This is a genomic window from Clostridium beijerinckii (assembly GCA_003129525.1).
GTDB classification, from domain to species: domain Bacteria; phylum Bacillota; class Clostridia; order Clostridiales; family Clostridiaceae; genus Clostridium; species Clostridium beijerinckii_D.
The window spans coordinates 2,462,998-2,486,454 of record CP029329.1; the positions used below are offsets into that span (position 1 = coordinate 2,462,998).

18 protein-coding genes, 4 pseudogenes and 1 riboswitch are annotated in these 23,457 nt (G+C 28.4%); of the genes and pseudogenes, 20 read left to right on the forward strand and 2 right to left on the reverse strand.

The features are described from left to right. Positions 1-30: 30 nt before the first annotated feature. The 12 genes and pseudogenes from DIC82_10890 to DIC82_10945 all read left to right on the forward strand — a co-directional run bounded on the left by DIC82_10890 (position 31) and on the right by DIC82_10945 (position 12,230). On the forward strand, positions 31-1,185 hold the full coding sequence (locus DIC82_10890) for a cobalamin biosynthesis protein CobW (GenBank protein ID AWK51506.1): 1,155 nt from the start codon (positions 31-33) through the stop codon (positions 1,183-1,185). A 111-nt stretch (positions 1,186-1,296) separates the two neighbouring features. After that, on the forward strand, positions 1,297-2,235 hold the full coding sequence (locus DIC82_10895) for a GTPase (GenBank protein AWK51507.1): 939 nt from the start codon (positions 1,297-1,299) through the stop codon (positions 2,233-2,235). Positions 2,236-2,589: 354 nt separating this feature from the next. Then, entirely contained in the window at positions 2,590-3,627 is a 1,038-nt protein-coding gene (locus DIC82_10900; GenBank protein ID AWK51508.1) for a hypothetical protein, read from the forward strand. A 197-nt stretch (positions 3,628-3,824) separates the two neighbouring features. Next, positions 3,825-4,217 (forward strand): hypothetical protein, encoded by a 393-nt coding sequence (locus DIC82_10905; protein ID AWK51509.1) that lies wholly within the window; start codon positions 3,825-3,827, stop codon positions 4,215-4,217. 345 nt (positions 4,218-4,562) lie between these two features. Then, positions 4,563-5,282, forward strand: coding sequence for a DUF434 domain-containing protein (locus DIC82_10910; protein AWK51510.1), 720 nt, complete (start codon positions 4,563-4,565; stop codon positions 5,280-5,282). A 261-nt stretch (positions 5,283-5,543) separates the two neighbouring features. Beyond that, a complete protein-coding gene (locus DIC82_10915; GenBank protein ID AWK51511.1) occupies positions 5,544-8,483 on the forward strand; it encodes a diguanylate cyclase in 2,940 nt (979 codons plus the stop codon). A 284-nt stretch (positions 8,484-8,767) separates the two neighbouring features. After that, a complete protein-coding gene (locus DIC82_10920) occupies positions 8,768-9,775 on the forward strand; it encodes an NADH oxidase (GenBank protein ID AWK51512.1) in 1,008 nt (335 codons plus the stop codon). A gap of 317 nt (positions 9,776-10,092) precedes the next feature. Continuing rightward, positions 10,093-10,920, forward strand: coding sequence for an ATP-dependent sacrificial sulfur transferase LarE (gene larE / locus DIC82_10925; GenBank protein ID AWK51513.1), 828 nt, complete (start codon positions 10,093-10,095; stop codon positions 10,918-10,920). A gap of 21 nt (positions 10,921-10,941) precedes the next feature. After that, a pseudogene (locus DIC82_10930) lies at positions 10,942-11,028 on the forward strand (peptide-methionine (R)-S-oxide reductase). A gap of 96 nt (positions 11,029-11,124) precedes the next feature. Further along, the gene (locus DIC82_10935; protein AWK51514.1) at positions 11,125-11,358 is read left to right on the forward strand and encodes a hemerythrin; all 234 of its coding nucleotides are present in this window, start codon (positions 11,125-11,127) and stop codon (positions 11,356-11,358) included. An 18-nt stretch (positions 11,359-11,376) separates the two neighbouring features. Continuing rightward, positions 11,377-11,565, forward strand: coding sequence for a ferredoxin (locus DIC82_10940; protein ID AWK51515.1), 189 nt, complete (start codon positions 11,377-11,379; stop codon positions 11,563-11,565). Positions 11,566-11,840: 275 nt separating this feature from the next. After that, on the forward strand, positions 11,841-12,230 hold the full coding sequence (locus DIC82_10945; protein ID AWK51516.1) for a zinc-ribbon domain-containing protein: 390 nt from the start codon (positions 11,841-11,843) through the stop codon (positions 12,228-12,230). 133 nt (positions 12,231-12,363) lie between these two features. Here the strand turns inward: DIC82_10945 and DIC82_10950 are convergent, their stop codons facing one another. Further along, positions 12,364-13,413, reverse strand: coding sequence for a galactose ABC transporter substrate-binding protein (locus tag DIC82_10950; GenBank protein ID AWK51517.1), 1,050 nt, complete (start codon positions 13,411-13,413; stop codon positions 12,364-12,366). A gap of 250 nt (positions 13,414-13,663) precedes the next feature. Between DIC82_10950 and DIC82_10955 the strand changes: the two are divergent. The 3 genes and pseudogenes from DIC82_10955 to DIC82_10965 all read left to right on the forward strand — a co-directional run bounded on the left by DIC82_10955 (position 13,664) and on the right by DIC82_10965 (position 16,748). Further along, positions 13,664-14,236: pseudogene (locus tag DIC82_10955) on the forward strand (RNA polymerase subunit sigma-24). Positions 14,237-14,395: 159 nt separating this feature from the next. Then, a complete protein-coding gene (locus tag DIC82_10960) occupies positions 14,396-15,139 on the forward strand; it encodes a short-chain dehydrogenase (protein AWK51518.1) in 744 nt (247 codons plus the stop codon). Between the two features lie 214 nt (positions 15,140-15,353). Beyond that, a complete protein-coding gene (locus DIC82_10965) occupies positions 15,354-16,748 on the forward strand; it encodes a hypothetical protein (GenBank protein ID AWK53073.1) in 1,395 nt (464 codons plus the stop codon). Positions 16,749-16,980: 232 nt separating this feature from the next. Here DIC82_10965 and DIC82_10970 read toward each other — a convergent pair whose 3' ends face one another. After that, on the reverse strand, positions 16,981-17,370 hold the full coding sequence (locus tag DIC82_10970) for a dihydrolipoamide acyltransferase (protein ID AWK51519.1): 390 nt from the start codon (positions 17,368-17,370) through the stop codon (positions 16,981-16,983). A gap of 523 nt (positions 17,371-17,893) precedes the next feature. Further along, positions 17,894-17,977: riboswitch (cyclic di-GMP riboswitch) on the forward strand. Between the two features lie 70 nt (positions 17,978-18,047). On the opposite strand from DIC82_10970, the pseudogene DIC82_10975 reads away from it, so the two are divergent. The 5 genes and pseudogenes from DIC82_10975 (at position 18,048) to DIC82_10995 (ending at position 23,389) form a co-directional block, all read left to right on the forward strand. Next, positions 18,048-19,252, forward strand: a pseudogene (locus DIC82_10975) (methyl-accepting chemotaxis protein). A gap of 714 nt (positions 19,253-19,966) precedes the next feature. Next, the gene (locus DIC82_10980) at positions 19,967-20,734 is read left to right on the forward strand and encodes a hypothetical protein (GenBank protein AWK51520.1); all 768 of its coding nucleotides are present in this window, start codon (positions 19,967-19,969) and stop codon (positions 20,732-20,734) included. Between the two features lie 139 nt (positions 20,735-20,873). Then, on the forward strand, positions 20,874-22,118 hold the full coding sequence (locus DIC82_10985) for a sodium:proton antiporter (GenBank protein ID AWK51521.1): 1,245 nt from the start codon (positions 20,874-20,876) through the stop codon (positions 22,116-22,118). 2 nt (positions 22,119-22,120) lie between these two features. Next, a pseudogene (locus tag DIC82_10990) lies at positions 22,121-22,234 on the forward strand (nuclease). Positions 22,235-22,546: 312 nt separating this feature from the next. Further along, positions 22,547-23,389 carry a D-amino acid aminotransferase gene (locus DIC82_10995; GenBank protein ID AWK51522.1) on the forward strand — a complete coding sequence of 281 codons (843 nt, stop codon included), beginning with the start codon at positions 22,547-22,549 and terminating at the stop codon, positions 23,387-23,389. Positions 23,390-23,457: the final 68 nt, after the last annotated feature.

Genomic DNA, 23,457 nt, shown 5'->3' on the forward strand with positions numbered 1-23,457 from the left:
TATAATACAAAATCTTACTAAAGATATAAAATGACAAAAATAGATATTATATCAGGATTTCTTGGAGCAGGGAAAACTACTTTAATTAAGAAGTTAATAGAAGAAGCTTTTGTGGGTGAAAAGCTTATGTTAATTGAAAATGAATTTGGTGAAATAGGAATTGATGGAGGCTTTTTAAACAATTCAGGAGTTGAAATTACTGAGATGAATTCAGGTTGTATTTGCTGTTCCTTAGTTGGTGATTTTGGGAATGCTCTTAAAGAGGCCTTATCTAAATATTCACCAGAACGTATAATAATAGAGCCATCAGGAGTAGGAAAATTATCTGATGTAATTAAGGCTGTAAAAGACATTGAGCATGATGTTGATATTAAGCTTAACAGTTTTGTGGCAGTTGTTGATGCTATGAAATGCAAAATGTATATGGACAACTTTGGAGAATTTTTTAATAACCAAATTGAAAGTGCAAATACTATTATTTTAAGTCGTTCACAAAAACTTTCAGAGGAAAAATTAGAATTATGTGTTGCTCAAATAAGAGAACATAATAGTAAAGCTAATATTATCACTACAAATTGGGATGAGATTCATGGTAAACAAATTCTTTTAGCAATGGAAAAGGAAAATTCACTTGAAAAAGAGCTTTTGTTTGAGGAAAAGAAACACCATAATCATGATGAAGAGTGCTGTGAGCACAACCATGAGCATTATCATCATGACCATGAATGTTTCTGTGGACACGATCATGAAAGTGAGCATCATAACCATGATGAAGAACATTATGGCCATGATCACGAACACCACCATCACGATCATGAATGCTGCTGTGGACATGATCATGAACATGAACAACATCATGATGAAGAATGTTCTTGTGGACACAATCACAATCATGAACATCACCATGCAGATGAAGTATTTGCAAGTTGGGGCATGGAAACACCTAAAAAGTATTCTAAAGTAGAAATAAATGATATATTAAAAACTTTATCAGAAACTTCTGAGTATGGGGTTATTTTGCGTGCAAAAGGCATAATACCTTGTAGTGAAGGTGGATGGATTAATTTTGATTTAGTTCCAGGTGAATATGAAGTTCGAGTTGGTGTAGCAGATTATACAGGAAGACTATGTGTTATAGGAACAAATCTTAATAAAAATAAAATAGAAGAATTATTTCATATATAGATAACCGAAACTATACTAATACATGGAAATTTAATTATCAATGTTCAATGATCAATGCTCACAGAGTGAAAATTGATTATTTGAGATTTAGATGAAAGAAGGAATGAAGTTATGACACATATACCGGTTTTTCTTATTACTGGTTTTTTAGAGGGTGGTAAATCCACTTTCGTTAAGGAAATATTTAATGATTCAGAATTTGCTGAAGGGGAAAATATTACTTTGATTGTTTGTGAAAATGGTATAGAAGAATTTGAAGAAAACTTTTTGAAAGAAAATAATGTAACAATAGTACATTGTAATAGTAAAGAAGAGTTTACAGATTCATTTTTAATAGAATGTAATAAAGAACATAAGCCAACAAAAGTTATAATAGAATATAATGGAATGTGGGAATATGATATTGTAGATAAAATGGAATTCCCTGAAGGCTGGGAAATTGCTCAAGTTATAACACCTATTGATGCTTCTACTTTTGAGGGCTATATGAATAATATGAAGTCTTTATTAATAGAACAATTTAAGGATTCCGATTTAATTATATTTAATCGTTGTAATGAAAAGACAAATAAATTGAAATATAGAAATAGTGTTAAAGCTATTAATGCAAGTGCAAGCCTGATATTTGAATTAGAAAATGGTGAGATTGATGAGGCGCCTCTAGAATTACCTTTTGATATAAATGCTGACATAATCGAATTTGAAGATTATGATTTTGGTGTGTGGTATTTAGACGTAACAGAATCACCAGAAAAATATGAAGGTAAAAGTATAAAAATGAAAGGAATTGCCAACACAAATCCTAAATATCCTAAGAATATTTTTGCTTTTGGCAGAAATGCTATGACTTGTTGTGAAGATGATATTTCTTTTTTAGGACTTTTATGTCAGAGTAAAGAACCTATTAAAATTGATGGAAAAGTGTGGATTGAAATTGAAGGCGTAATTCATAACAAGTTTATAGAGCAAGAACAAAGAGAAATTCCATTTATAGCTGTTAAAAAATATAAATCAATAGATAAAATTGAAGATGAGTTAGTTTATTTTTAATGTATTTAATACATTAAAAATAAAATGAACTAATATACTGACTTTTTATTCTTTTGAATATGAAAAATAAGAGTTTATGTAAGGTAAACTCTTATTTTTGTGTTAAAATATACACATATAAAAAGAGTGCGAAGCACAACCAAGAACTTTTCACATATAAAAAGAGTGCGAAGCACAATCAGGAACTTTTCACATATAAAAAAAGCGCAACCAGGAACTTTTCACCTCTAAAAAGAGTGCGAAGCACAATGAGGAACTTTAAGCACAATCAGGAACTTTTCACGCATAAAAAAAGCACAAATGAAGTGTAATGCACACACTTTTGTTTTAACCAATATTGAGAGGAGATAAAATATGAAATCAGAACTAATAAGTATAGTAGCTATAATAATTTTGATTTTAATTAATGCTTACTTTGTAGCTCTAGAGTTTGCAATAGTACAAATAAGAGCTTCAAAAATAGATACATTAATACAAGATGGGAATAAAAAAGCAATTAAATGCAAAACAGTTAAAGATAACTTAAACTCCTATTTATCTTCAACTCAACTAGGTATTACAGTGGTTGGATTATTGTTAGGCTGGTTAGGTGAGCCAACAGTATCAAAAATAATAGAACCCATATTAGACATGATAACTTCAAATGATAATGTTAAACATAGTATTTCTTTGATCTTTTCATTTGGTTTAATAACTTTATTAGAAGTTGTATTTGGAGAACTTATTCCAAAGGCTATTGCATTATCTGAAACAGAAAAATGTAATTTAGCTTTAGATAGCTCATTAGTAATGTTTCACAAGTTAACGTATCCTATAACAATAACATTTGATAAATTGACTGAGCTTTGCTTAAAACCATTTGGAATAAACCCAGTAAATGAAACACAAGAAATTTACACAAAAAGTGAATTAGAAATGCTAGTTGACCAAAGTATAGAAGATAAGGCAGATAAAATGTTACTTGCAAATGCTTTTCAGTTTTCTGATTGCAAAGCAAAAGACATAATGATACATAGAAAAAAGATGGTTTGTATAGATGTAAATGCTACTCAAGAACAGGTGTTAAACATAATAACAATTAATGGGTATACTAGGTATCCTATAATAGATAAAGAAAAGGATAATATTGTTGGTTTTATTCATGTTAGAGATATTTACAGAAATGTAGTTTCTGATAACAAACTAGATTTAAAGTCTTGCATAAGAGAAGTAAGTAGTTTCACTGAAACAATGCATATAAGAAATATATTTAAGCAACTTAAAGACAAAAGAGAACAATTTGCAATTGTAGTTGATGAATATGGTGGAACTAGTGGATTACTTACATTAGAAGATATAATAGAAGAACTTGTAGGAGACATTCAGGATGAGTTTGATAATGAGATTATTTAGCAAAAGCTGCAGAAGATATATGTGAAATTGTCATACTTATGTTATAATTATGACAATTCAAACTATAATTTACGTTATATATAACATAAATTAGACATTTAAGAGACGAAGTTTGTTATGGACATAGGGATAAAGAAGTTTTATATAAAAAATATTAAAATAATGGATACAGAAAAACTTAAAGGAGAAATGAAGAAATGAAGAAATCAATTATTACAGATGATAATGGTGTAATGGAGAAGCCTAGCAACTCAAGCATAAAGAAGAATGTTAAGGAATTAGAAAAGTCTTTAGGAATAAATACGAAGCCTAAAAATCTACCAGGATATTTTATACTTGGAGGCTGGTTATGTGTAATATCAAGCATTCAACCAATTATAATAGTAGGACTTATACTTGCAGCCATAGCATTAATATTGAGTTTTAGAAATAGCTATAAGAATGCATATAAATGGAATAAAGCTATAACACTTTATTTTATTAATGATATTGAAAAAGCTAAAACTTTATTAGATAAATTATCTTCCGATGAAAAAGAAGGTCAAGCATATAAAACAATGTTAAAACTTTTAAATGATAAAAAATTTTAATAATGTATACTAGATAAACATTTTAGCATAAAAGAATGTAATAGAATAAACATTAGTATAATTAATATAATAAAAAGTTAGGAGCTTAATTTTAATTGATTTAGGCTCTTATTTTTATGCTGTTTTATAATTAAAAATAAAAGAATATGTAAATTGCTAACAAAATATTATTAGTGAAAATTCATCGGAAAATATTGAGGTTAAAGTTATGCATAGTTTTAAGAAATAAAGGAGAGTAATATAGCTAATAAAATTAATTTTAATCAAAGAATATAAAGCATTAGAGACGTTAGATGAGGAATTAGTTTAAATGTTATAATAATTAGAATAATGGGATGGTAAGTTATGAGTAAAATTGTTAAAAGAGGTTATTTACATAGTGATGAAAAAGAGTTTAGTAATGAATCAGTTGAAAAGTTGCATAAGGCTGGACGTGATTTATATTATCTTATAAATCATGGATATAAAATAAAAAGTGCATCTGTATTTGTAAGTAATCATTATCTACTGTCTGAAAGGCAAAGGCTAGCTTTGGTGAGAGCTGTTTCTTCAGAAAAGAGTATTATAATTAGAAAAGATAAAGAAGTTAAAGATAATTTAGAAGGTAGTATTGTAAACATTGACGGATTTAATACTATAATCAGCTTGGAAGTTGCTTTATCTGATTCATTATTATTAAAATGTATGGATGGGACAATTAGAGATTTAGCAGGACTTAGAGGTACATATCGCATAATAGATAAAACGCAATTAGCAATTATATTGATTGGCGAAATATTAGAAAAAAATAAAGTAGGAAAAGTCATTTTCTATTTAGATGCTCCAGTATCTAATTCTGGGAAATTAAAGGAACTAATATTAGAATTGTTGAATGAGTTTAGTTTTAATGTGCAAGTTGAAAATATTAATAATGTTGATACAATTTTAGAGAAACTAGATAATGTTATAACTAGCGATGCAATTATTCTTGATAAATGTAAAAGTTGGATTAATTTAAATAAAAAAATAATAGAAAGCAATATGCATAATTATTCATATATTGATTTCAGTTTATTAACTAATTAAGATAAAAGATATCAAAAGACTCAAATGAAAGATGAACTTTTGAAAATTTTAACATTGTATTTAAAATAAGACTTTATATAGTGAACTCTTATTTTTATGCTGAAATATAATTTTTAATTAAATATATATAAGAAATATAGACTGTCGAAGAAAGTTGAAAAGTCATAACATTAATGGTAAAATATATAAATAACAATGTTGACGTTTTCAAGAATGCCATTTTAAGTAAATTATAAATTGAATATTGAAGGAGAGTTAGATGTGAAGCTTACTTTTAGACTAAAGTTATTTTTATATTTTGTAGCAATTATATTATTTACGTCTATTCCAATAGCATTAATAACTTATAATTATATTTATAATTCGCAAAAAAAAGATTTATTTTCAAATACTCAAGCACAAATGGAACAAATAGATAATAATTTTTCTAATATGATGAAACAAATAAAGGGAGATACTCGTTCTTTAGCAGATTCAGCAGATATAAAAAAAGCTGATCAATCTATATCAGCTTTATTTAACATGCCAAATAGTGAAACAAATAAAAAATATTCATCACAAATTCCAGGGATAGAAAGTACTATTTATAGTCACTTTAAGGCATATGGGACAAATCATATAGAAACCTCACATGTATGCTTTGGAACTAAATGGGGAGGATATATTCAGTGGCCAGATGGGGTGACTATCACTAATTTTGATCCAAGGATAAAAACGTGGTATACCCAAGCTTTAGAGAATCCAGATATGGTAGCAATATCGGCACCATACGAATCATTTGATGAAACTAATAATGTAATCATAAGTGCATCATCCACTATAAAAGATACATCAGAAGATATAGTCGGAGTAATAGGTATCGATGTAAGTTTAGACAAATTATCAGAGATGATAAGGGATATTAAAATTGGTGATACAGGTTATGTTTTTCTTTACTTAAAAGATGGTACAATGCTAGCACATCCAAATGCAGATTTAAACTTTAAAAACATTTTGCAATTAAATACGTTGGGATATACACTTGCTCAAACAAATGACAGGATAAATCATACTTTTGAAGATTATAATAAGTTTACAGATGAAAATAATGGTAGCTTTGAAACTGTCATTAATGGATCACCAGTGCTCGTTAATATTTATACTTCTAAATATACAGGATGGAAGATGGCCTCAGTTATACAAAAAAGTGAACTTATAAGCAAATCAAATCAAATTGGATATTTAATAATCTTAATAGCCATTGGAGCATTATTATTTGTAATCGTTCTTACTCTTATTATCACCAAAAAGTTAACTAAACCGATTACAGAACTAACTCCTTTGATGCATGCAGCGGGAAATGGGGACTTTGCAGTAAAGGCCAATATTAATACTAATGATGAATTTGGAGAATTAGGAGAATCTTTTAACTTAATGATTGGTAAATTAAACTCAAGCTATGAAGAATTATCATCATTACATGAGGAATTATTAGCAACCGAAGAAGAGCTTCGAGTACAATATGAAGAACTGCTTCATAATGAAGAAGCTATAAGAAATAGTGATGAACGGTATAGACTCGCATTAGAGTGTGCTAATGATTCAATTTGGGAGTGGGATTTAATTACAGGAGAATTTTTTGCTTCTGATAAATTAGTTGACATTACAGGATACAAATTAAATAACAATAGGAACGTAATTAATTTGGTAAATAACTTAATTCATCCAGATGATGTTGCTAGGGCAAAAGAAGATTATAAAAATCATATTAACAAAATAACTGATGTCTATAACTCTGAATATAGAATAAAAACTAGTAACGGATCTTATGTTTGGATATTATCTCGAGGTAAGGTTTTAAGAGATTCAGAAGATAATGCCATAAAACTTGCAGGTTCCATTTCGGATATATCAAATAGAAAAATTTCAGAAGATAGAATAAAGTTTATGGCTTTTTATGATTCTCTTACTAAATTACCAAATAGAACATTATTTATGAAGAAGCTAAATGATCAATTAGAATTGGGTTATAGTAAAAATGCAGAAGGTGCTGTATTCTTTATAGACTTAGATAATTTTAAAAATATAAATGATACAATGGGTCACGATTATGGAGATAAACTACTTGTACACCTAGCAAAACAATTTAAAAGTTTAATACATGAAAAAGATACCATATGTAGATTAGGAGGAGATGAATTTATAATACTTCATCCTTATGCTAAAGAATCTGAATTAGAACATTACGCAAAAGGATTTTTAGACTTATTTAATAAAACTTTAAACATTAATAATAAACAAATGTATATTACAGCAAGTATAGGAGCAGCATTGTATCCCAAAGATGGAACAGATACAAATACTATATTGAAAAATGCAGATTCAGCCATGTATAAAGCAAAAGAATTAGGTAAAAATAGATTTGTTTTATTTGACCCTGAAATGTACTTGAAGTTAGAGAGAAAAACTTGTATTGAAAGAATACTTAGAAGCGCAATTGAAAATAATGAGCTTAGTATTAATTATCAGCCACAGTATGATGCACAAAAGAATGAAATATTTGGATTTGAAGCTCTTCTTAGGCTAAATAGTAAGGAGTTAGGTTTTATCTCTCCTTTAGAATTTATTTCTGTAGCTGAAGAATGCGGATATATAACTAAGATAAGTAGATGGGTGATCAATGAGTCTTGCAAACAAACTGTAAAATGGCTGAATAGAGGTTATAAGTTCAAAAGTATGAGTATTAATATTTCCTCAGTAGATATACAACAATCAGATTTTTTAGAAGGTATTAAAGATATTCTTAATAGTACAGGTATTAACCCTAATATTATTGAACTTGAAATTACTGAAACAGTTCTTATGCAGTCACTTGATTCTAGTATAAATATATTAGAAAAATTAATGGACATGGGTATTAGAATTGCACTTGATGACTTTGGTACTGGGTATTCCTCACTAAACTATCTTGGAAGAATCCCAATAAGCACTTTAAAAATTGATAAATCATTTATAGACAATATTACTTCAAGCAAAAAAAAGGAGTCAATGATTAATAATATTATTCAAATGGCACATAGCATGGATTTAAAAGTTGTAGCTGAAGGGGTAGAGACAAAGGAACAGCTTTCAATTCTTAAAGATAGAGACTGTAACTATATTCAGGGATATTACTTTAGTAAACCGCTTCCGGAGAGTGAAATTGAAAAATTATTAGCTTAAGAAAATCATAAGATATAATAACACAAAAGACTAGTTACGAAATTAACCGCTCCTTGTCAAGTAGACAGTTAAAATAATAAAACTGTTACTATGGATGGAGTATTTTACATTGTGTTACATAATGCAATTAGATTCAATCAAATTATATTAAGAATAATTAGGTAAAGATGAATATTAGTAAAAATTACAAAGAACTTCTTGCTTTAGAGTATACTCTAAGGAGTATATTTATATTAGAGATATAAAGTAAAATTTCTTTATAAGAATTATTAAGGAGGGAAATTATGTCATACTTAAACAAAAAACTTAAAAATAGTAAATTAGAATTAAAAAATAGGCTAGTTATGCCACCTATGGCAACTGCAAAATCTGAAGAGGATGGAAGCATAAACAAAAGTATTCTTGATTATTATGATGAAAAATCAAACGGAGGATATATTTCTTTAATTATAATTGAACATAGTTATATTACTAAACAAGGAAAAGCTAATCCAAATCAGCTTTCTATTGCTGAGGATAGATTAGTTGATGATTTAAAGGGATTATCAGATATCATTCATAAAAATGGATCTAAGGCAGTTATGCAAATTAATCATGCAGGAAGTGCTACAAGTGAAGCTAATACTGGACTACAAATAGTTGGACCATCAGCTATAGAGAATCCCTCAAAAAATACTGGAGAAATACCAAAAGAACTTACTAAAAATGACATTGAAGTTATAGTAAGAGGGTTCAAAGAAGCAGCACTAAGAGTTAAAAATGCAGGCTTTGACGGTGTAGAAATCCATTCTGCTCATGGCTATCTCTTGAGTCAATTTATATCTCCTTTAACAAACAAAAGAACTGATGAATATGGTGGAGATATAAACGGAAGAATAAAAATTCATTTAGAAATAATTAAAGAAGTACGTGAAGCTGTTGGTGAAGATTTTCCAATTCTCTTAAGATTGGGTGCTTCAGATTATATGGAAGGTGGCTTAACAATAGAAGATAGCACACTTGCGTCTATTGAATTTGAAAAGGCTGGAGTAGATATGCTAGATATTTCAGGTGGTTTATGTAGATTTAGTATTCCAGGAGTTAATGAACCCGGATATTTTGCGCCACTTTCTAAAGCTATAAAAGAAAAGGTGAAAATTCCTGTTATAGTCGCAGGTGGAATTACAGACGTGGAAGTAGCAGAAAAAATCCTTTCTGAGGAAAAAGCAGATTTAATAGGGGTCGCAAGAGCAATATTAAAAGATTCAAATTGGGCAAAAAATGCCATGGAAAGTTTAGATACCCAAGTTTAAGGAGATTTACTACAGAAATAAAAGGGAATGCATTTGTTCGATAGTGAAGATTTTGATAGGTGATACTAAGATCAGACGTAGTGGTTTAATAAATACTATATTCAAATGCGAAGGTTTAGACTAGAATATATTTATAAAACTTGACATGTATTTGTTAAGTTTTATGTTATATAATGATATCACAGTAAACAAATAAGAATAGTTTATAACATTATTACAGAATATTTTAATCGGTTATAATTACTACTCGTCTTTACCCAATTTAATCAAAATTTTGATAATCAGTTTTTAATTATAAAAAAATGGGAGGAATAAAAATGTTACTTCAAGAAAAATACCAATTACTTAAAGATATAATAAAGAAAAAAGAGAGTGCAGTTATTGCATTTTCAGGAGGTGTTGATAGTACGTTTCTTATAAGAGTAGCTAAGGAAGTTTTGGGCGATAAATTAATCGCTGTTACTGCAACATCTTCTACTTACCCTGAAAGAGAATTAAATGAGGCAATTAAATATGCTGAAGATATTAAAGTCAAACATATAATAATTTCTTCGGAAGAATTAGAAATTGAAGGATTTGCTATGAATCCAAAAAATAGATGTTATTTTTGTAAAAAGGAACTTTATACAAAGATTAATAATGTTGCTATAGAAAATGGAATGAATTCTGTATTTGATGGATCAAATATTGATGATACTGGGGACTACAGACCAGGAATTCAAGCCGCTAAGGAGCTTGATGTAATAAGTCCGTTAATAGAAGCTGGACTTACTAAAAAGGATATAAGAGAATTATCAAAAGAGCTTGAACTTCCAACTTGGAATAAGCCTTCATTTGCGTGTTTATCATCTAGATTCCCTTATGGAAATAAAATAACTTTATCAAAGCTAACTATGGTAGATAAGGCGGAACAAATTCTTTTAGATATGGGTATAACTCAAGTGAGAGTAAGACATCATGGAGAGATTGCAAGGATAGAAGTAGAACCATCTGAAAGAGAAAAATTTTTTGACATAGAGATAATGAATCGTATAGGTAACGAACTTAAAAAAATAGGATTTACTTATGTTACTTTGGACATGCTTGGTTATAGAACTGGAAGTATGAATGAGACTTTATCTGAAGATGATAAAATAAATGCGTAAACGGATTTTAGATGAAAGGGAATTTATGTAGATATAACGATAGGAGAGCCAGTATTTATATCAGCTGACAAATTTAATTCTGGTTGTGGATGGTCTGCTTTTGTTGAATAAAAAATATATATGTTGTGATTCAAATCACATTATAATCACAACATACTAGATATAATGTAATAAAAGAAGATAAGAAATAAGGAGGAATTAAATATGTTAAATTTTGCAGTAAGTGTGGATGTTAGGATTTATGAGCCAAGAGATAAGCATCCAGCTATTTTTAAAGCTTTTGAAGGATTAGGATCTGGTGAAATAATGGAACTTATAAATGATCATGACCCTCGTCCACTACATTATCAATTTATAATGGAGCTTCCAGAACAGTTTGAGTGGGAATATTTAGAACAAGGGCCTGAGGTATGGAGAGTTGCGATTACAAAGAAATAAATCAGAGAGGTGATTTTTATGAAAGGTTTTGTTGATAAAGATACATGTGTAGGCTGTGGAGTATGTACTGCTATATGTCCTGAGATTTTTAAAATGGGTGATGATGGAATAGCAGAAGCATCAGAAGATGAAATTTCAGATAATTTAATTGAAAGTGCAAAAGATGCTCAAGAACAGTGCCCAGTAAGCGCCATCACTGTAGAGTAAATATTAACGGAAAGTAACTAAAGGCTTATTACATAAGTTTTTGGTTGCTTTTTTATTATGTTTGAGTAAATTTTCATTAAAATTGTTATATTTGTATGTTGTTTTTAGATATAGTGAAAATCATGATATAATATTATATATTAGGAATACTCATGGAAGAGTATAATAAAAAATATAAATATATTTAAAGAATAAAAATCAAATTTGTGAAATTAGTTAGTTTAATAAATATTAGTAAAAAGAAATTTTAATAAAAGAATAGAGGTAATGGAATTATGTTTTTTATAGGTATATTCGGAATAGAAAATAAAGATAAGGAAATAAAAAGTTTAAATAATATAAGTTGTAAGAAATGTAATATGACAGTTACGGGAAACTTAATTAAAAACTTTGATTTCTTTCATTTCTTTTTTATTCCGATTTTTAAATGGAATGAAAAATATTATGTGGTATGTGATAAATGTAAATCAGTATATATTATTCCAAAAGACAAAGGAAAAGCAATTGAACATGGTGAGAATATAGAAATAAGCTACTGGGATGTGCAGGAAGCTTATACTGATGGTTATAGTAATAATTATTATGATGAAAATAAATGTAAAAATTGTGGGGCAAAAGTAGATTCTAAATTTAAATATTGCCCTCATTGTGGAGCGAAAATTTAAATAAAAAATACTTAGAGAACACTCTAAGTATTTTTTGTTTTAGTTGAACTTATACCTTCAAGTGATACTCGATCCAGGAGCATGCATCCGTAACACTCCAACTTACAAAAGTGTGAGTAAATTTACTACGTATTTATGTTGAAGGTATATATTCATAATAAGGGAGTTTAATCAACCCTTCTTTTTCAGATTTATAATTTGTACCTTCAAGAGGATCTCTATTGTAAATTAAATTTAATCCAATAGAATAAAGTGCATTAGCTAATTCATTAGAATCTTGCCCAACAGTACCTGCCATAAAGCCTTTATTAATTAAATCTTTTGCTTCTGGTATGGCATCAACACCAACAACTGGAATAGTTTTTGTTTTATCTCCTTTGTTGTAGCCATATGATTGTAGTGCATCAATAGCACCTACTGCCATAGCATCATTGTTTGAAATTATTGCTTCTATTTTACCATCATATTTAAGAAATAATGAATTAATTGCACTTTTAGCGCAATCTTGATCCCAGTTACAAATTTTTAATGCAAGTTCCTCGGTTTTTACACCATTATCATTAAGTGTTGAAATAGAATAAAGAGTTCTTAGAATTGCAGATTCATTATTAGATTTACCTTGTAACATGATATATTGCAGTATATTATCATTATTTTTATCTATAGCTTGTTTGTCAGTATTCCATAAATTTAAAAGAATTTTTCCTTGTAGAATACCTCCTTTTTCAGACTCAGTTGCTACAACAAAAACTTTTTTATAATTAGTCTTAACATCTATTGGTAAATCTATATTAAAGAAAATTAGTGGTACATTTTTTTCATTCGCTTTGCCTATAATCTCAGATACAGTACTTTGCTTTGTATCAACTAAATTTACTAATAAAAGGTCAATATTATCATTAACTAAGTTACCTATAGTTGCAGTTTGTACGGATTGATTATCCTTAGAATCATAAAAAGAAAATCTAATTTTATCTGGATTCTCTTTTTCAATATTCTCTAAATTTTGTTTAACTAGAGACATATATGGATTATTAAAATTAAATAATAGCACACCAACTCTAGGTGGATTTCCTATAGCAGAAATTGAGTTAATATAAAAATTATTTTGAATAGTACATATTAATGTAGTAATTATCATAAATGTAATCATAATAAGTATTGTTCTTTTTAATAGTTTCATGTTAATCCTCCATTTAATGATACTTTAAATTAGATTGTGCATAAATAGAAAATTTATTCTAACTAAATTTGCAGTAAGCTAAAGTTTTTATACTCAGAAAACTTTAGCTTTAATTATTTTGTCAGATTTTTTAACTAAATTGCGAAATGTATTATGTATTATGTAAGTATATTCATAAAATAATAAATCAAAATGATAGTTTATTTTATGCATACTTATAAATTAAATTTCGTGGAAAGAAGGTTATATTATGATTTCTGATAATAAATTTATAGAGTTATTAAATAGCAAACCTGAGTTAGGTTTTAAAATAATGATGGAAAGTTATATGCCACTTATATATAAATTAGTATCTAATGAACTTTTGATTATATATTCAAAAGAAGAAATTGAACAATACCTAAGTGATGTATTTTGGGAAGTATTTAGTTATAAAAATAAAATTGATTCACAAAGTAGTTTTATTGAAGTATTCTTATCAACTATAGCTAAGAGAAAAGTTATAGAAGTGCATAGAAGAAATAATAATCAAATTAATACAGATTATGTATCATTAGATTTACATACTATATCAGAGGATATAGTACGTTCAATCTTATTAAAGGAGAGTAATTCACCATTAATAGATGCAGCAAACTCATTAAATGAACCAGATAGTAAAATAATTACAAGAAAGTACTATTTAAATCAAAGGATAAAGGATATTTCTAGGAATAATGGATTTAAGGTTAGTGCTTATGCATGAATATAGGATTGAATAAAACCAAACTATTTAGTAATGAAACTAAATAGTTTTTTTTATATGGAAATAAATAAGAAATGAAATAAAAAAGTCTCCGAAAAATCGCAGATTTTTAGAGAATGCATGCTTTGTGATATTTACATTGACCAATTAACTGAATTTTCTGTATAATATAGATAAGCATAATACAATAATTAATTGTTATGCTTTTAACAATTAAACATATAGGAGGAGATTGAAATGGGGAAAACAGCTATTATTACAGGTGGTTCAAGAGGGCTTGGAGAAGGAATGGTACTTAAGCTTGCGAAAATGGGTTACAATGTTGTTTTAAACTTCGTAAGTGATAGAAGCAAGGAAAAAGCTTATGCTCTTGTTGAAAAAATCAAAGTTGAGTATGGAGTAGATGGATTAGCAGTACAAGCAGATGTTGGTGATTATGAAGAATGCAAAAAACTTGTAGATGCTACAATAGATAAATTTGGAGATAAAATTGATGTTTTAGTTAATAATGCAGGTATTGATAATAATCTTAGCTTCTTAAAGTTAACGCCAGAGAAGTATACACGTCTTATAAATGTAAACCTTATGAGTTATATTCATTGTTGTCATCTTGTTATGCCTTATATGGTTGAGGCAAAGGAAGGATGCATCGTTAATATTTCTTCAATTGGAGGACTTATGGGTGTTGCAGAACAAGTAGATTATTGTGCAGCTAAGAGCGGTGTAATTGGTTTAAGTAGAGGATTAGCAGTTGAATTTGGTAAATCAAATATTCGTGTAAACACAATAGCACCTGGTATGATATGGACAGATATGCTTAAAGGAGCTGATCAAGCAGCTGTTGCTGTTTTGAAACAAGGAATTCCTTTAGGTGAGATTGGTGAAGTGGATGATATTTCTGGATGTCTTGAATATCTTGTTACAGCAAAATATGTTACTGGCCAAACAATTTCTCCTAATGGTGGAATATTAATGCCTTAGTATTAAGAAGATAATTTTATTTTAGAAATAACTGACTGTAGTATGCATTTACTTTAGCCAGTTATTTTTTCTTTATTACTATATTATATAATTTAATATTTTAAACCCTAAATTATTATAAAATATTCCTTACTAACTACTGAGTATGCTGTCACGAAGTATATATTTCTCACATAATTTAACTATATAGTAACTTTTATAGGAGAAATACATGATTAACTTAACACTAACATCACTTCACTATATCTATCTTATTTTTATCATTATGATAATATTAGCAATGGTGAAGAAAAAGGACATATCACTGTTATGTATATTGGGTATCTTTATTTTGGGATTAGTAGGTACAGATTCTATATATAAATCCGTCATGGGGGTATTTAATAGCTTTGTTTATGCAACAAAGGAGCTTATGCCGACTATCTTTATAATATCTATCATAACGGCCATGAGCAATACTTTGATGGATTCAGGAATAAATGATGAGATGGTATCTCCTTTCAAAAAAGTCATTAAAAATTACTGGGTAGCTTATTGGATTATTGGAATTGTTATGATGATTTTATCCTGGTTTTTCTGGCCATCACCAGCAGTGGCACTTATAGGAGCATTATTTTTGCCTATTGCTAAAAAAGCAGGACTCCCAGCTATGGGTGTAGCTATTTCAATGAACTTATTTGGACACGGCATAGCTTTATCAAGTGACTATATTATTCAAGCAGCACCTAAGCTTACTGCAGACGCAGCAGGCATACCTGTTGCTGATGTTCTCTCTGCGAGTGTACCCCTTATAATTACAATGGGTATAGTAACAACTACTGCTGCATTTTACTATCTTAGGAAGGATATTAAAGAAGGCGTAACATTTAATGAGTATAAAATAGAAGAAACAATAAGTAATTCATCAGCTTCAATTCATATTATTTCAAAAAATTTGAGAAGGTTTTTAGCTTTACTAATAGTAGCATTTTTTGCCTTAGATGTTTATATAATGTATGTTTCTAAGTTACAGGGTGGCGATGCTACAGCTCTTATTGGTGGTACTGCTATATTTATATTAAGTCTGATTTCAGTAATAATCTATAAAGAAAATTCTTTAGAAAAAATTACTGATAATCTAGTTAAAGGGCTTCAATTTGGATTTAAGATATTTGGTGTTGTTATACCTATAGCTGCTTTCTTTTACTTAGGTGATTCAGCTTTTATTGATATCTTTGGAAAGATACTTCCTGAAAACTCTAATGGTATAGTCAATGATTTAGGTGTTGCACTTGCGAGTACTGTTCCAATTAACTCAATTGTGTCAGCTAGTACACTTACAGTTGTTGGTGCTATTACAGGATTAGATGGATCGGGTTTTTCTGGAATATCTCTAGTCGGATCTATATCTAAAATATTCTCAACAGCTTTAGGCGGAGGAGTAGCAACACTAACAGCCTTAGGTCAAATAGCAGGAATATGGATAGGTGGAGGAACTGTAATTCCTTGGGCATTAATACCAGTAGCGGCTATTTGTGGTGTGGATGCTTTTGAACTGGCTAAGAAAAATATTAAGCCAGTAGTAATAGGTTTAGTGGTTACTACGTTAGTGGCTATATTTATTATTTAGATTAAAAGTAAGTGTCACGCACATGAAAAAATCACTTTGAAGTACTATAAGATTATCAAGTACAAGCTCCTCACTAAATGAATTTTATAAGTTTTTCTAAAAACTTAACTATAATAGATAAATAATTAAAAAACCCCCGATTTTTCGGGGGGTTAAGTTTAGGTATTAAATAACGTAATACTTTGTGATATTTCTTTCATTAAAAAGCTCTTTATGTTTCTACAGAATAGATTTAACTATTTTTTGTTTTCTCCATAAAATCGTTTGAATTTACTATAAATCTTATATGAGAACCTTTTCCGATAGTACCTTTGTCATCGCTTGCTTCTACATCAAAAAACAACTTTTTTCCATCTACTTTTATAAGAGTAGCTTTACATTTTATATTTGCACCAACTGGAGATGCCTTAATATGTTTAGCATTCATTTCAATACCTACGGTAGTATAGCCTTCTGGAAGTTCATCTATTACCGAACTCTTAGCTGCATTTTCCATAAGAGCAATCATAGACGGTGTTGCATAAACTTCTAAATCTCCTGATCCCATTTTTATTGCTGTCTCATTATCAGTAACTTTTAATTCTTTAACAATTGAAGTTCCTTCTTTTAAATTAAATTCCATTTAACACTATTTCCCCTCTCGATAAACACAATTATATTATTAAGTGTTTAATTTTGTCATAATTTTATAGTACTAAAGATAACTTTACTTTTCAAGTATAATAAAGAATTGAAATCTAGTAGGAAAATAATAATTATGTTCCTAATAGATATATGATGTGGTTACAGACAAAAAGATTTATCTGATGTTAAATCATAAAGTTAAGATTAAGTGTATTAAGATATCGCCATACATATTAAATAAACAAATTTTAATATATACAGAACAAATTATTAGTAAAAAATAGTATACATTGTAAAAGAAACAAAACCAGTTTGAGATGAAGCTAATAGGTTTGTAGAATTGTATAAAGGAAGTTATGCAAATTAATCATGTAGGAAATACCTCGTGTACTACAAACGAAAACATTGAATGAAGATGTTTTAATAATATATTAACAAAGTATTCTGTCAATTATTGATTCTATTGCATTAACATGATAATATTAAGTATATATTAAAAATATGACAATTATCAATAAGATATGATAATTGAAAGCGGAGAAAAAATCTTTTTATGTGGGCACTTTGAGAATTTGGAGTTAGTAGTGCAACCAATCAATTAAAACAGAATATGTTATTACGAATGTAAAGGGTTATGTACAATGTGCATGATAAAATTATTTTTAGGAGTGAAGTATGAGTAAGTTTGGAGCTAAAATATTAAAAATGATATTGGTAACTTTAGGATTAATGGCTATAATCCTTATTTCAATAAATTTTATTATGTTTGAAAAAATTGAAAAGGATATCAAAAACACAACCCAAAAGTGTATTTTAGAGTTAAAAGATTCTATTGATGGAGACAAACTCGAAAAAATTGAAAAAGATAAATCAAAAGATAGTGTAGAATATCAAGAAATATTAAGTTCAATGAGTTTAGCCAAATCAAAAAGTGTTGCAAGGAATTTTTATACACTTTTAAAGGTACAAGGAACTGATGCTAAGTTTTTAGTTGATGTTTCAGTAGAAGAATCAGAATTTTTAGAAGACTATATTATGGATAACGAGATGGAACAAGCTTTTAATGGTGAAGTTATAGTAACCGGTAAATCAGAAACAGATGAATATGGTACTTTTATTTCTGCTTATGCACCAATTAAAAATTCTGAAGGAAAGATTATTGCTATTACAGGAATAGATATAGACACAAGTATGTTTGAAAATATTAGAAGTACTTTATTTAAAAACATGATTTTTACAATAGCTTTGTTATGTATTGTGGTTTTAATTATAGTTTATTTATACTCTAAGAAATTAAGTAAAAATGTTATGAAAATACAATATGCTTTAGGGAGAATGAGTGATGGAGATTTAACTCAAAATCTAAATATAAAAACTAAAGATGAAATTGAGGATATAGCACTATCGATTAATAAGGTTCAGAATTCTTTAAAAGACTTGATAAGTAATGTAACACATCCAAAGATATAGATAATGTTATTGATACAGTAAATGATAAAATGAAATATTTAAATGATGATGTAGAAGAAGTTTCGATTATTACAGAAGAACTTTCAGCGAATATAGAAGGTAGAATATTGAAAGATTATGAAACTTTAATTGAGACAAGCAAGGAATATAATAATGATGCTTTATATTATAAAGATTTTTCAGCAGATTTAAGTACAACGTCAAAAGAACTTTTATCATCTGTACAAGATATATTAAAAACTATAGATGGGGTAGCAGGTGCAGCTAGTGATGGTGCAGACGGAACTTCAGATATAGCAAATAGGATTTTAGAAGTAAATAATAAATCTAATGATGTATTAGAAGAGGCATTATTTGCTAAAGCAAGTTCGGGAAAACTAAAAGAAGAGATATCTAAGTTTAAAATATAAAATTTTGATAGACTTTTTTACATACAGAAATTGAAAGACTAGTTACAAAATTAAGTAACTAGTCTATTTTAGTGTATAACAATTGTGCAACCTGTTTTTGTGCAAACGTTGTACATATTGCACAAAAACAAATTGCACAATGTATAAAAGGCTTGAAAATAAGCACTTCTAAAAGTGGCATGAAATTTGCTATTAATATAAAGTGTAAAACTAAAAAAAGAAGAAGTCAGGTAACTTACCAAGTATAAAGTTAATATGGATTATTGAGTTAAAGAGATTAAATAAATATTAAGACCAGCTAATTTAATTGCGCCTAAAATACAAGAATCTCTAAATAATTGAAATGAAATATCAATTATTTAGAGATTCTTTGCTTTGAACCGAAAAGGAACGTCGCGCCTGATTAAATTTTAATCATTTTGCGACAGCCCCATTTTTTTGTGATGAAATATGGGTAGACTGTATTTTGTTGGATGGAATTTAAGGTAAATAATATATATAAGTCACAAAAATCTATAATATTACCAAAAGAAATATACGAAGTACAGTATAGTAATAAAGTTGATTATGCTACTTTTTCTAGAGTGTTAAGATGTAATAAGGTAGTTACAAGCATTATGAGAAATAAGCAGATTAATTTACATAAAAGGATAGTGAGGGACAACGTGGAAAATTACTAGAGCACTTAATAAGACTTATAATATATCCAATGATATGATTGAATGCTGGAAGGAAGAAGTTTTTGAACTTAACTGCTCAGATAATCAGTTAGAAGAATTATCTGAAAATTTCAGAAATGAAGAAAATATGCTTAAGTTAAATAATGAAGACTTAAATTTAATGATACAAAAACAAAAAATAAATCTTCAAAAAGATATTATAACTTACGCTAAAGGTGAATTTAATACCATTAAAATTAAATTATCGAATATGGCTGAAAATATAACTGATTCTGAAGATTTTATTGAATTAAAATCAAAGATATCACAGGAACTTAGAAGAGCAACTGAAGATATAAGCAGATTAATAGGAAATAATAAAAAAGATTTTGAAAATAAATTTTGTGATAAATTAAACAAACTATATGTTGATAATGATACTAAATCAATAAGTACCATTTTAGATAAAACTGTTAAAATGGATATTAAGGTCAATCAGGAGTTACTAATAAGTGATAATAATAAAGATGAAAATACTAAGAATATAATTAAAACTGTTGCAACTAGTGGTGCAATTGGATATTTAGCAGGAGCATTATTGGGTCCCATAGGTATTGCTGCAAGCATAATTGGTGGAGGAATTGCAGGGCATATTATTGGAGAAAAACTAAAGCAGGAAAAAATAAAGAAAATTGTTGATGATTTACAAAAGCAAATAAATAATATTTTAAATAATATGGAAACAAAATCAGAAGAAATTGCTGAATACGAAATAAATTCTTTTTTGTTTTATATAAATTATAAAGCATTTTTTACACTATAATAAGCAATATATACACTGTTTATTGCAAAAATAAAGAATATAATAAATTATAAGCAGAACGAGTGGTACTTGATCATAAAATTATATTAGATATTAAAAAGATAAAAAGACTATCTGAATGCATGGAAGGATGAGAAAAATGAAATCACTAAAAAATTATAAATCATCACTAATTTTATTAGTTGCAATTACCATTGGTGGAGTATTAGGAATGGCTATGGGAGAAAAAGCAAGCATATTTGCACCATTTGGACAGTTATTTTTGAATCTATTATTTACAATTTTAGTTCCTATTGTATTTTTTAGTATTGCATCTTCAATTGCTAGTATGGATAGTAAAAGCAAACTTGGGAAAATACTTTGTGTTACTATAATTGTTTTTGCTTGCACAGCAATTATTTCAGGAATAATAGGAGTAATTAGTTTTAAAATATTTAATCCAGCAAAAGGTTTAGATATTTCAATTATTAACAATTTAATGGGTGCTACTGAAAATCAAAATAGTGAAAGTGTAAGCTTTATTGAAACTATAGTAAGTAGCATTTCAGTAGGAGATTTCTCTGCCTTACTATCTAGAACCAATCTTTTATCATTAATTATTTTTTCTACCCTAATAGGATTATCAACTATGATGAGCGGAGAAGCTGGAAAGCCTTTTGGAGCATTTTTAAATAGTGGTGCAGCAGTAACTATGAAATTTATTAATTTAATAATGTATTATGCGCCAATTGGACTTGGAGCATATTTTGCGAGTGTAGTTGGGCAGTTAGGAAGTCAGATATTAACCGGATATATAAAGGTGTTCATTTTATATTTAGTAGTTTCAATTGTATATTACTTTGCGTTCTTCACCTTATATGCATACATTGGTGGGAAAAGTGATGGAGTAAAAATATTTTGGAGAAACGCAGCTAAGCCATCTATAACAGCCATAGCAACTTGCTCAAGTGCAGCATGCATTCCTGTAAATATCGAAGCATCAAAGAAAATGGGTGTTTCAAATACCCTTGCTAATATAATAATGCCAATTGGAGTAAATATTCATAAAGACGGATCTGTAATAGGTGGAATATATAAAATAATGTTTCTATTGACCATATTTGGTAATGATATTAGCGACATTGGATCTTTAATAAAGATTTTAGGTACTGGTTTACTTGTAGGAGCTGTAGTTGGAGCTATTCCAGGAGGAGGAGCAATTGGAGAAATGCTAATTTTAAGTATATTTGGATTCCCACAAGGAGCTTTAGCCATAATGCTTGTAATTGCCACAATAATTGACGCACCGGCTACATTATTAAATTCATCAGGAAATACAGTTTGTACAATGATTATTTCAAGATTTGTAGAAAATAAAAAACGGCCAATAGAAAAAACAACATGAAAATAGAAAAAATTAAGGTAAAGTATAAATTATTTACCAATGTTTATTTACCAAAAGGGAATGGAGAAACAACAGAACTTGATTTAATATATATACATGAAACAGGAATTTATATATGAAAAAATAAAAATATTTTTAAATATTCCTATAAACCTATGTTAAAAGAAACATAGGTTTATAGGAATATAGTTTTATATGTAAATATTTTAAAAGATAACTATGAAAATAGATAAATATTTATAGGAAACATGAGGAGTTGAGGTGTGCTTAGGTGATGTTTATAGTGTTTGTATGAGAAAAACTATGATAAATGACAATTTAGATTTTTGTTTTTGTGGTAAAATATAGTTAGTATTTAAATAAAAATTGAATAGGCTCATACTTTTTGTGCGGTTGAAAAGTTTTGGCTTAAAATAGGGGGACGAACAATGGAAAATTTGGGATTTTACAATGGAAAATATGATTTAATTGAGAATATGAAAATACCAATGAATGATCGTGTATCATATTTTGGGGATGGAGTGTATGATGCTACTTATAGTAGAAATCATAATATATTTGCATTAGATGAGCATATTGATCGTTTTTTTAACAGTGCTGGTTTATTGCAAATTGAAATTCCATATACAAAGGATGAATTAAAGGGTCTACTTAATGAAATGGTTCAAAAAGTTAATTGTGGCGAACAATTTGTATATTGGCAAGTTACAAGAGGAACAGCTACACGTAATCATGCATTCCCTGCAGATGATGTGAAAGCTAATATTTGGATTATATTAAGACCAGTGAATGTAAAGGATATGTCACAAAAAATAAAATTGATCACTTTAGAAGATACTAGATTTTTACACTGCAATATAAAAACCCTGAATTTATTACCAAATGTAATGGCAGCTCAAAAAGCTGAAGAAGCTGGATGTCAGGAATCAGTATTTCACAGGGGGGAAAGGGTAACTGAATGTGCTCATAGCAATGTATCTATTATAAAAGATGGCATTTTAAAAACTGCACCAACAGACAATTTGATTTTACCAGGTATAGCAAGAGCACATCTTATAAATATGTGTAAGAAATTTAACATTCCTGTAACAGAGACAGCATTTACTTTAAAGGAATTAATGGATGCAGATGAAGTTATAGTTACGAGTTCAGGTCAGTTTTGTATGGCTACATGTGAAATAGATGGAAAGATTGTAGGCGGAAAAGCACCTGAGATTATTAAGAAATTGCAAGATGCCTTACTTAATGAATTTTTAGAAGAAACAAAATAATAGTAAAGATTTGCAAAGCACGGGGGATAACAAAAATAGATTATCTCAATTTATAGTTAAAATTATGA

Bases quoted from the DNA above. Each gene is read 5' to 3' on its own strand.
- DIC82_10935 (AWK51514.1), top strand. From the start codon at position 11,125: ATGTTAAATTTTGCAGTAAGTGTGGATGTTAGGATTTATGAGCCAAGA.
- DIC82_10960 (AWK51518.1), top strand. From the start codon at position 14,396: ATGGGGAAAACAGCTATTATTACAGGTGGTTCAAGAGGGCTTGGAGAA.
- DIC82_10905 (AWK51509.1), top strand. From the start codon at position 3,825: ATGAAGAAATCAATTATTACAGATGATAATGGTGTAATGGAGAAGCCT.
- DIC82_10920 (AWK51512.1), top strand. From the start codon at position 8,768: ATGTCATACTTAAACAAAAAACTTAAAAATAGTAAATTAGAATTAAAA.
- DIC82_10995 (AWK51522.1), top strand. From the start codon at position 22,547: ATGGAAAATTTGGGATTTTACAATGGAAAATATGATTTAATTGAGAAT.
- DIC82_10910 (AWK51510.1), top strand. From the start codon at position 4,563: ATGAGTAAAATTGTTAAAAGAGGTTATTTACATAGTGATGAAAAAGAG.
- DIC82_10970 (AWK51519.1), bottom strand. From the start codon at position 17,370: ATGGAATTTAATTTAAAAGAAGGAACTTCAATTGTTAAAGAATTAAAA.
- larE (AWK51513.1), top strand. From the start codon at position 10,093: ATGTTACTTCAAGAAAAATACCAATTACTTAAAGATATAATAAAGAAA.
- DIC82_10940 (AWK51515.1), top strand. From the start codon at position 11,377: ATGAAAGGTTTTGTTGATAAAGATACATGTGTAGGCTGTGGAGTATGT.
- DIC82_10985 (AWK51521.1), top strand. From the start codon at position 20,874: ATGAAATCACTAAAAAATTATAAATCATCACTAATTTTATTAGTTGCA.
- DIC82_10950 (AWK51517.1), bottom strand. From the start codon at position 13,413: ATGAAACTATTAAAAAGAACAATACTTATTATGATTACATTTATGATA.
- DIC82_10895 (AWK51507.1), top strand. From the start codon at position 1,297: ATGACACATATACCGGTTTTTCTTATTACTGGTTTTTTAGAGGGTGGT.
- DIC82_10980 (AWK51520.1), top strand. From the start codon at position 19,967: ATGATTGAATGCTGGAAGGAAGAAGTTTTTGAACTTAACTGCTCAGAT.
- DIC82_10945 (AWK51516.1), top strand. From the start codon at position 11,841: ATGTTTTTTATAGGTATATTCGGAATAGAAAATAAAGATAAGGAAATA.
- DIC82_10900 (AWK51508.1), top strand. From the start codon at position 2,590: ATGAAATCAGAACTAATAAGTATAGTAGCTATAATAATTTTGATTTTA.
- DIC82_10890 (AWK51506.1), top strand. From the start codon at position 31: ATGACAAAAATAGATATTATATCAGGATTTCTTGGAGCAGGGAAAACT.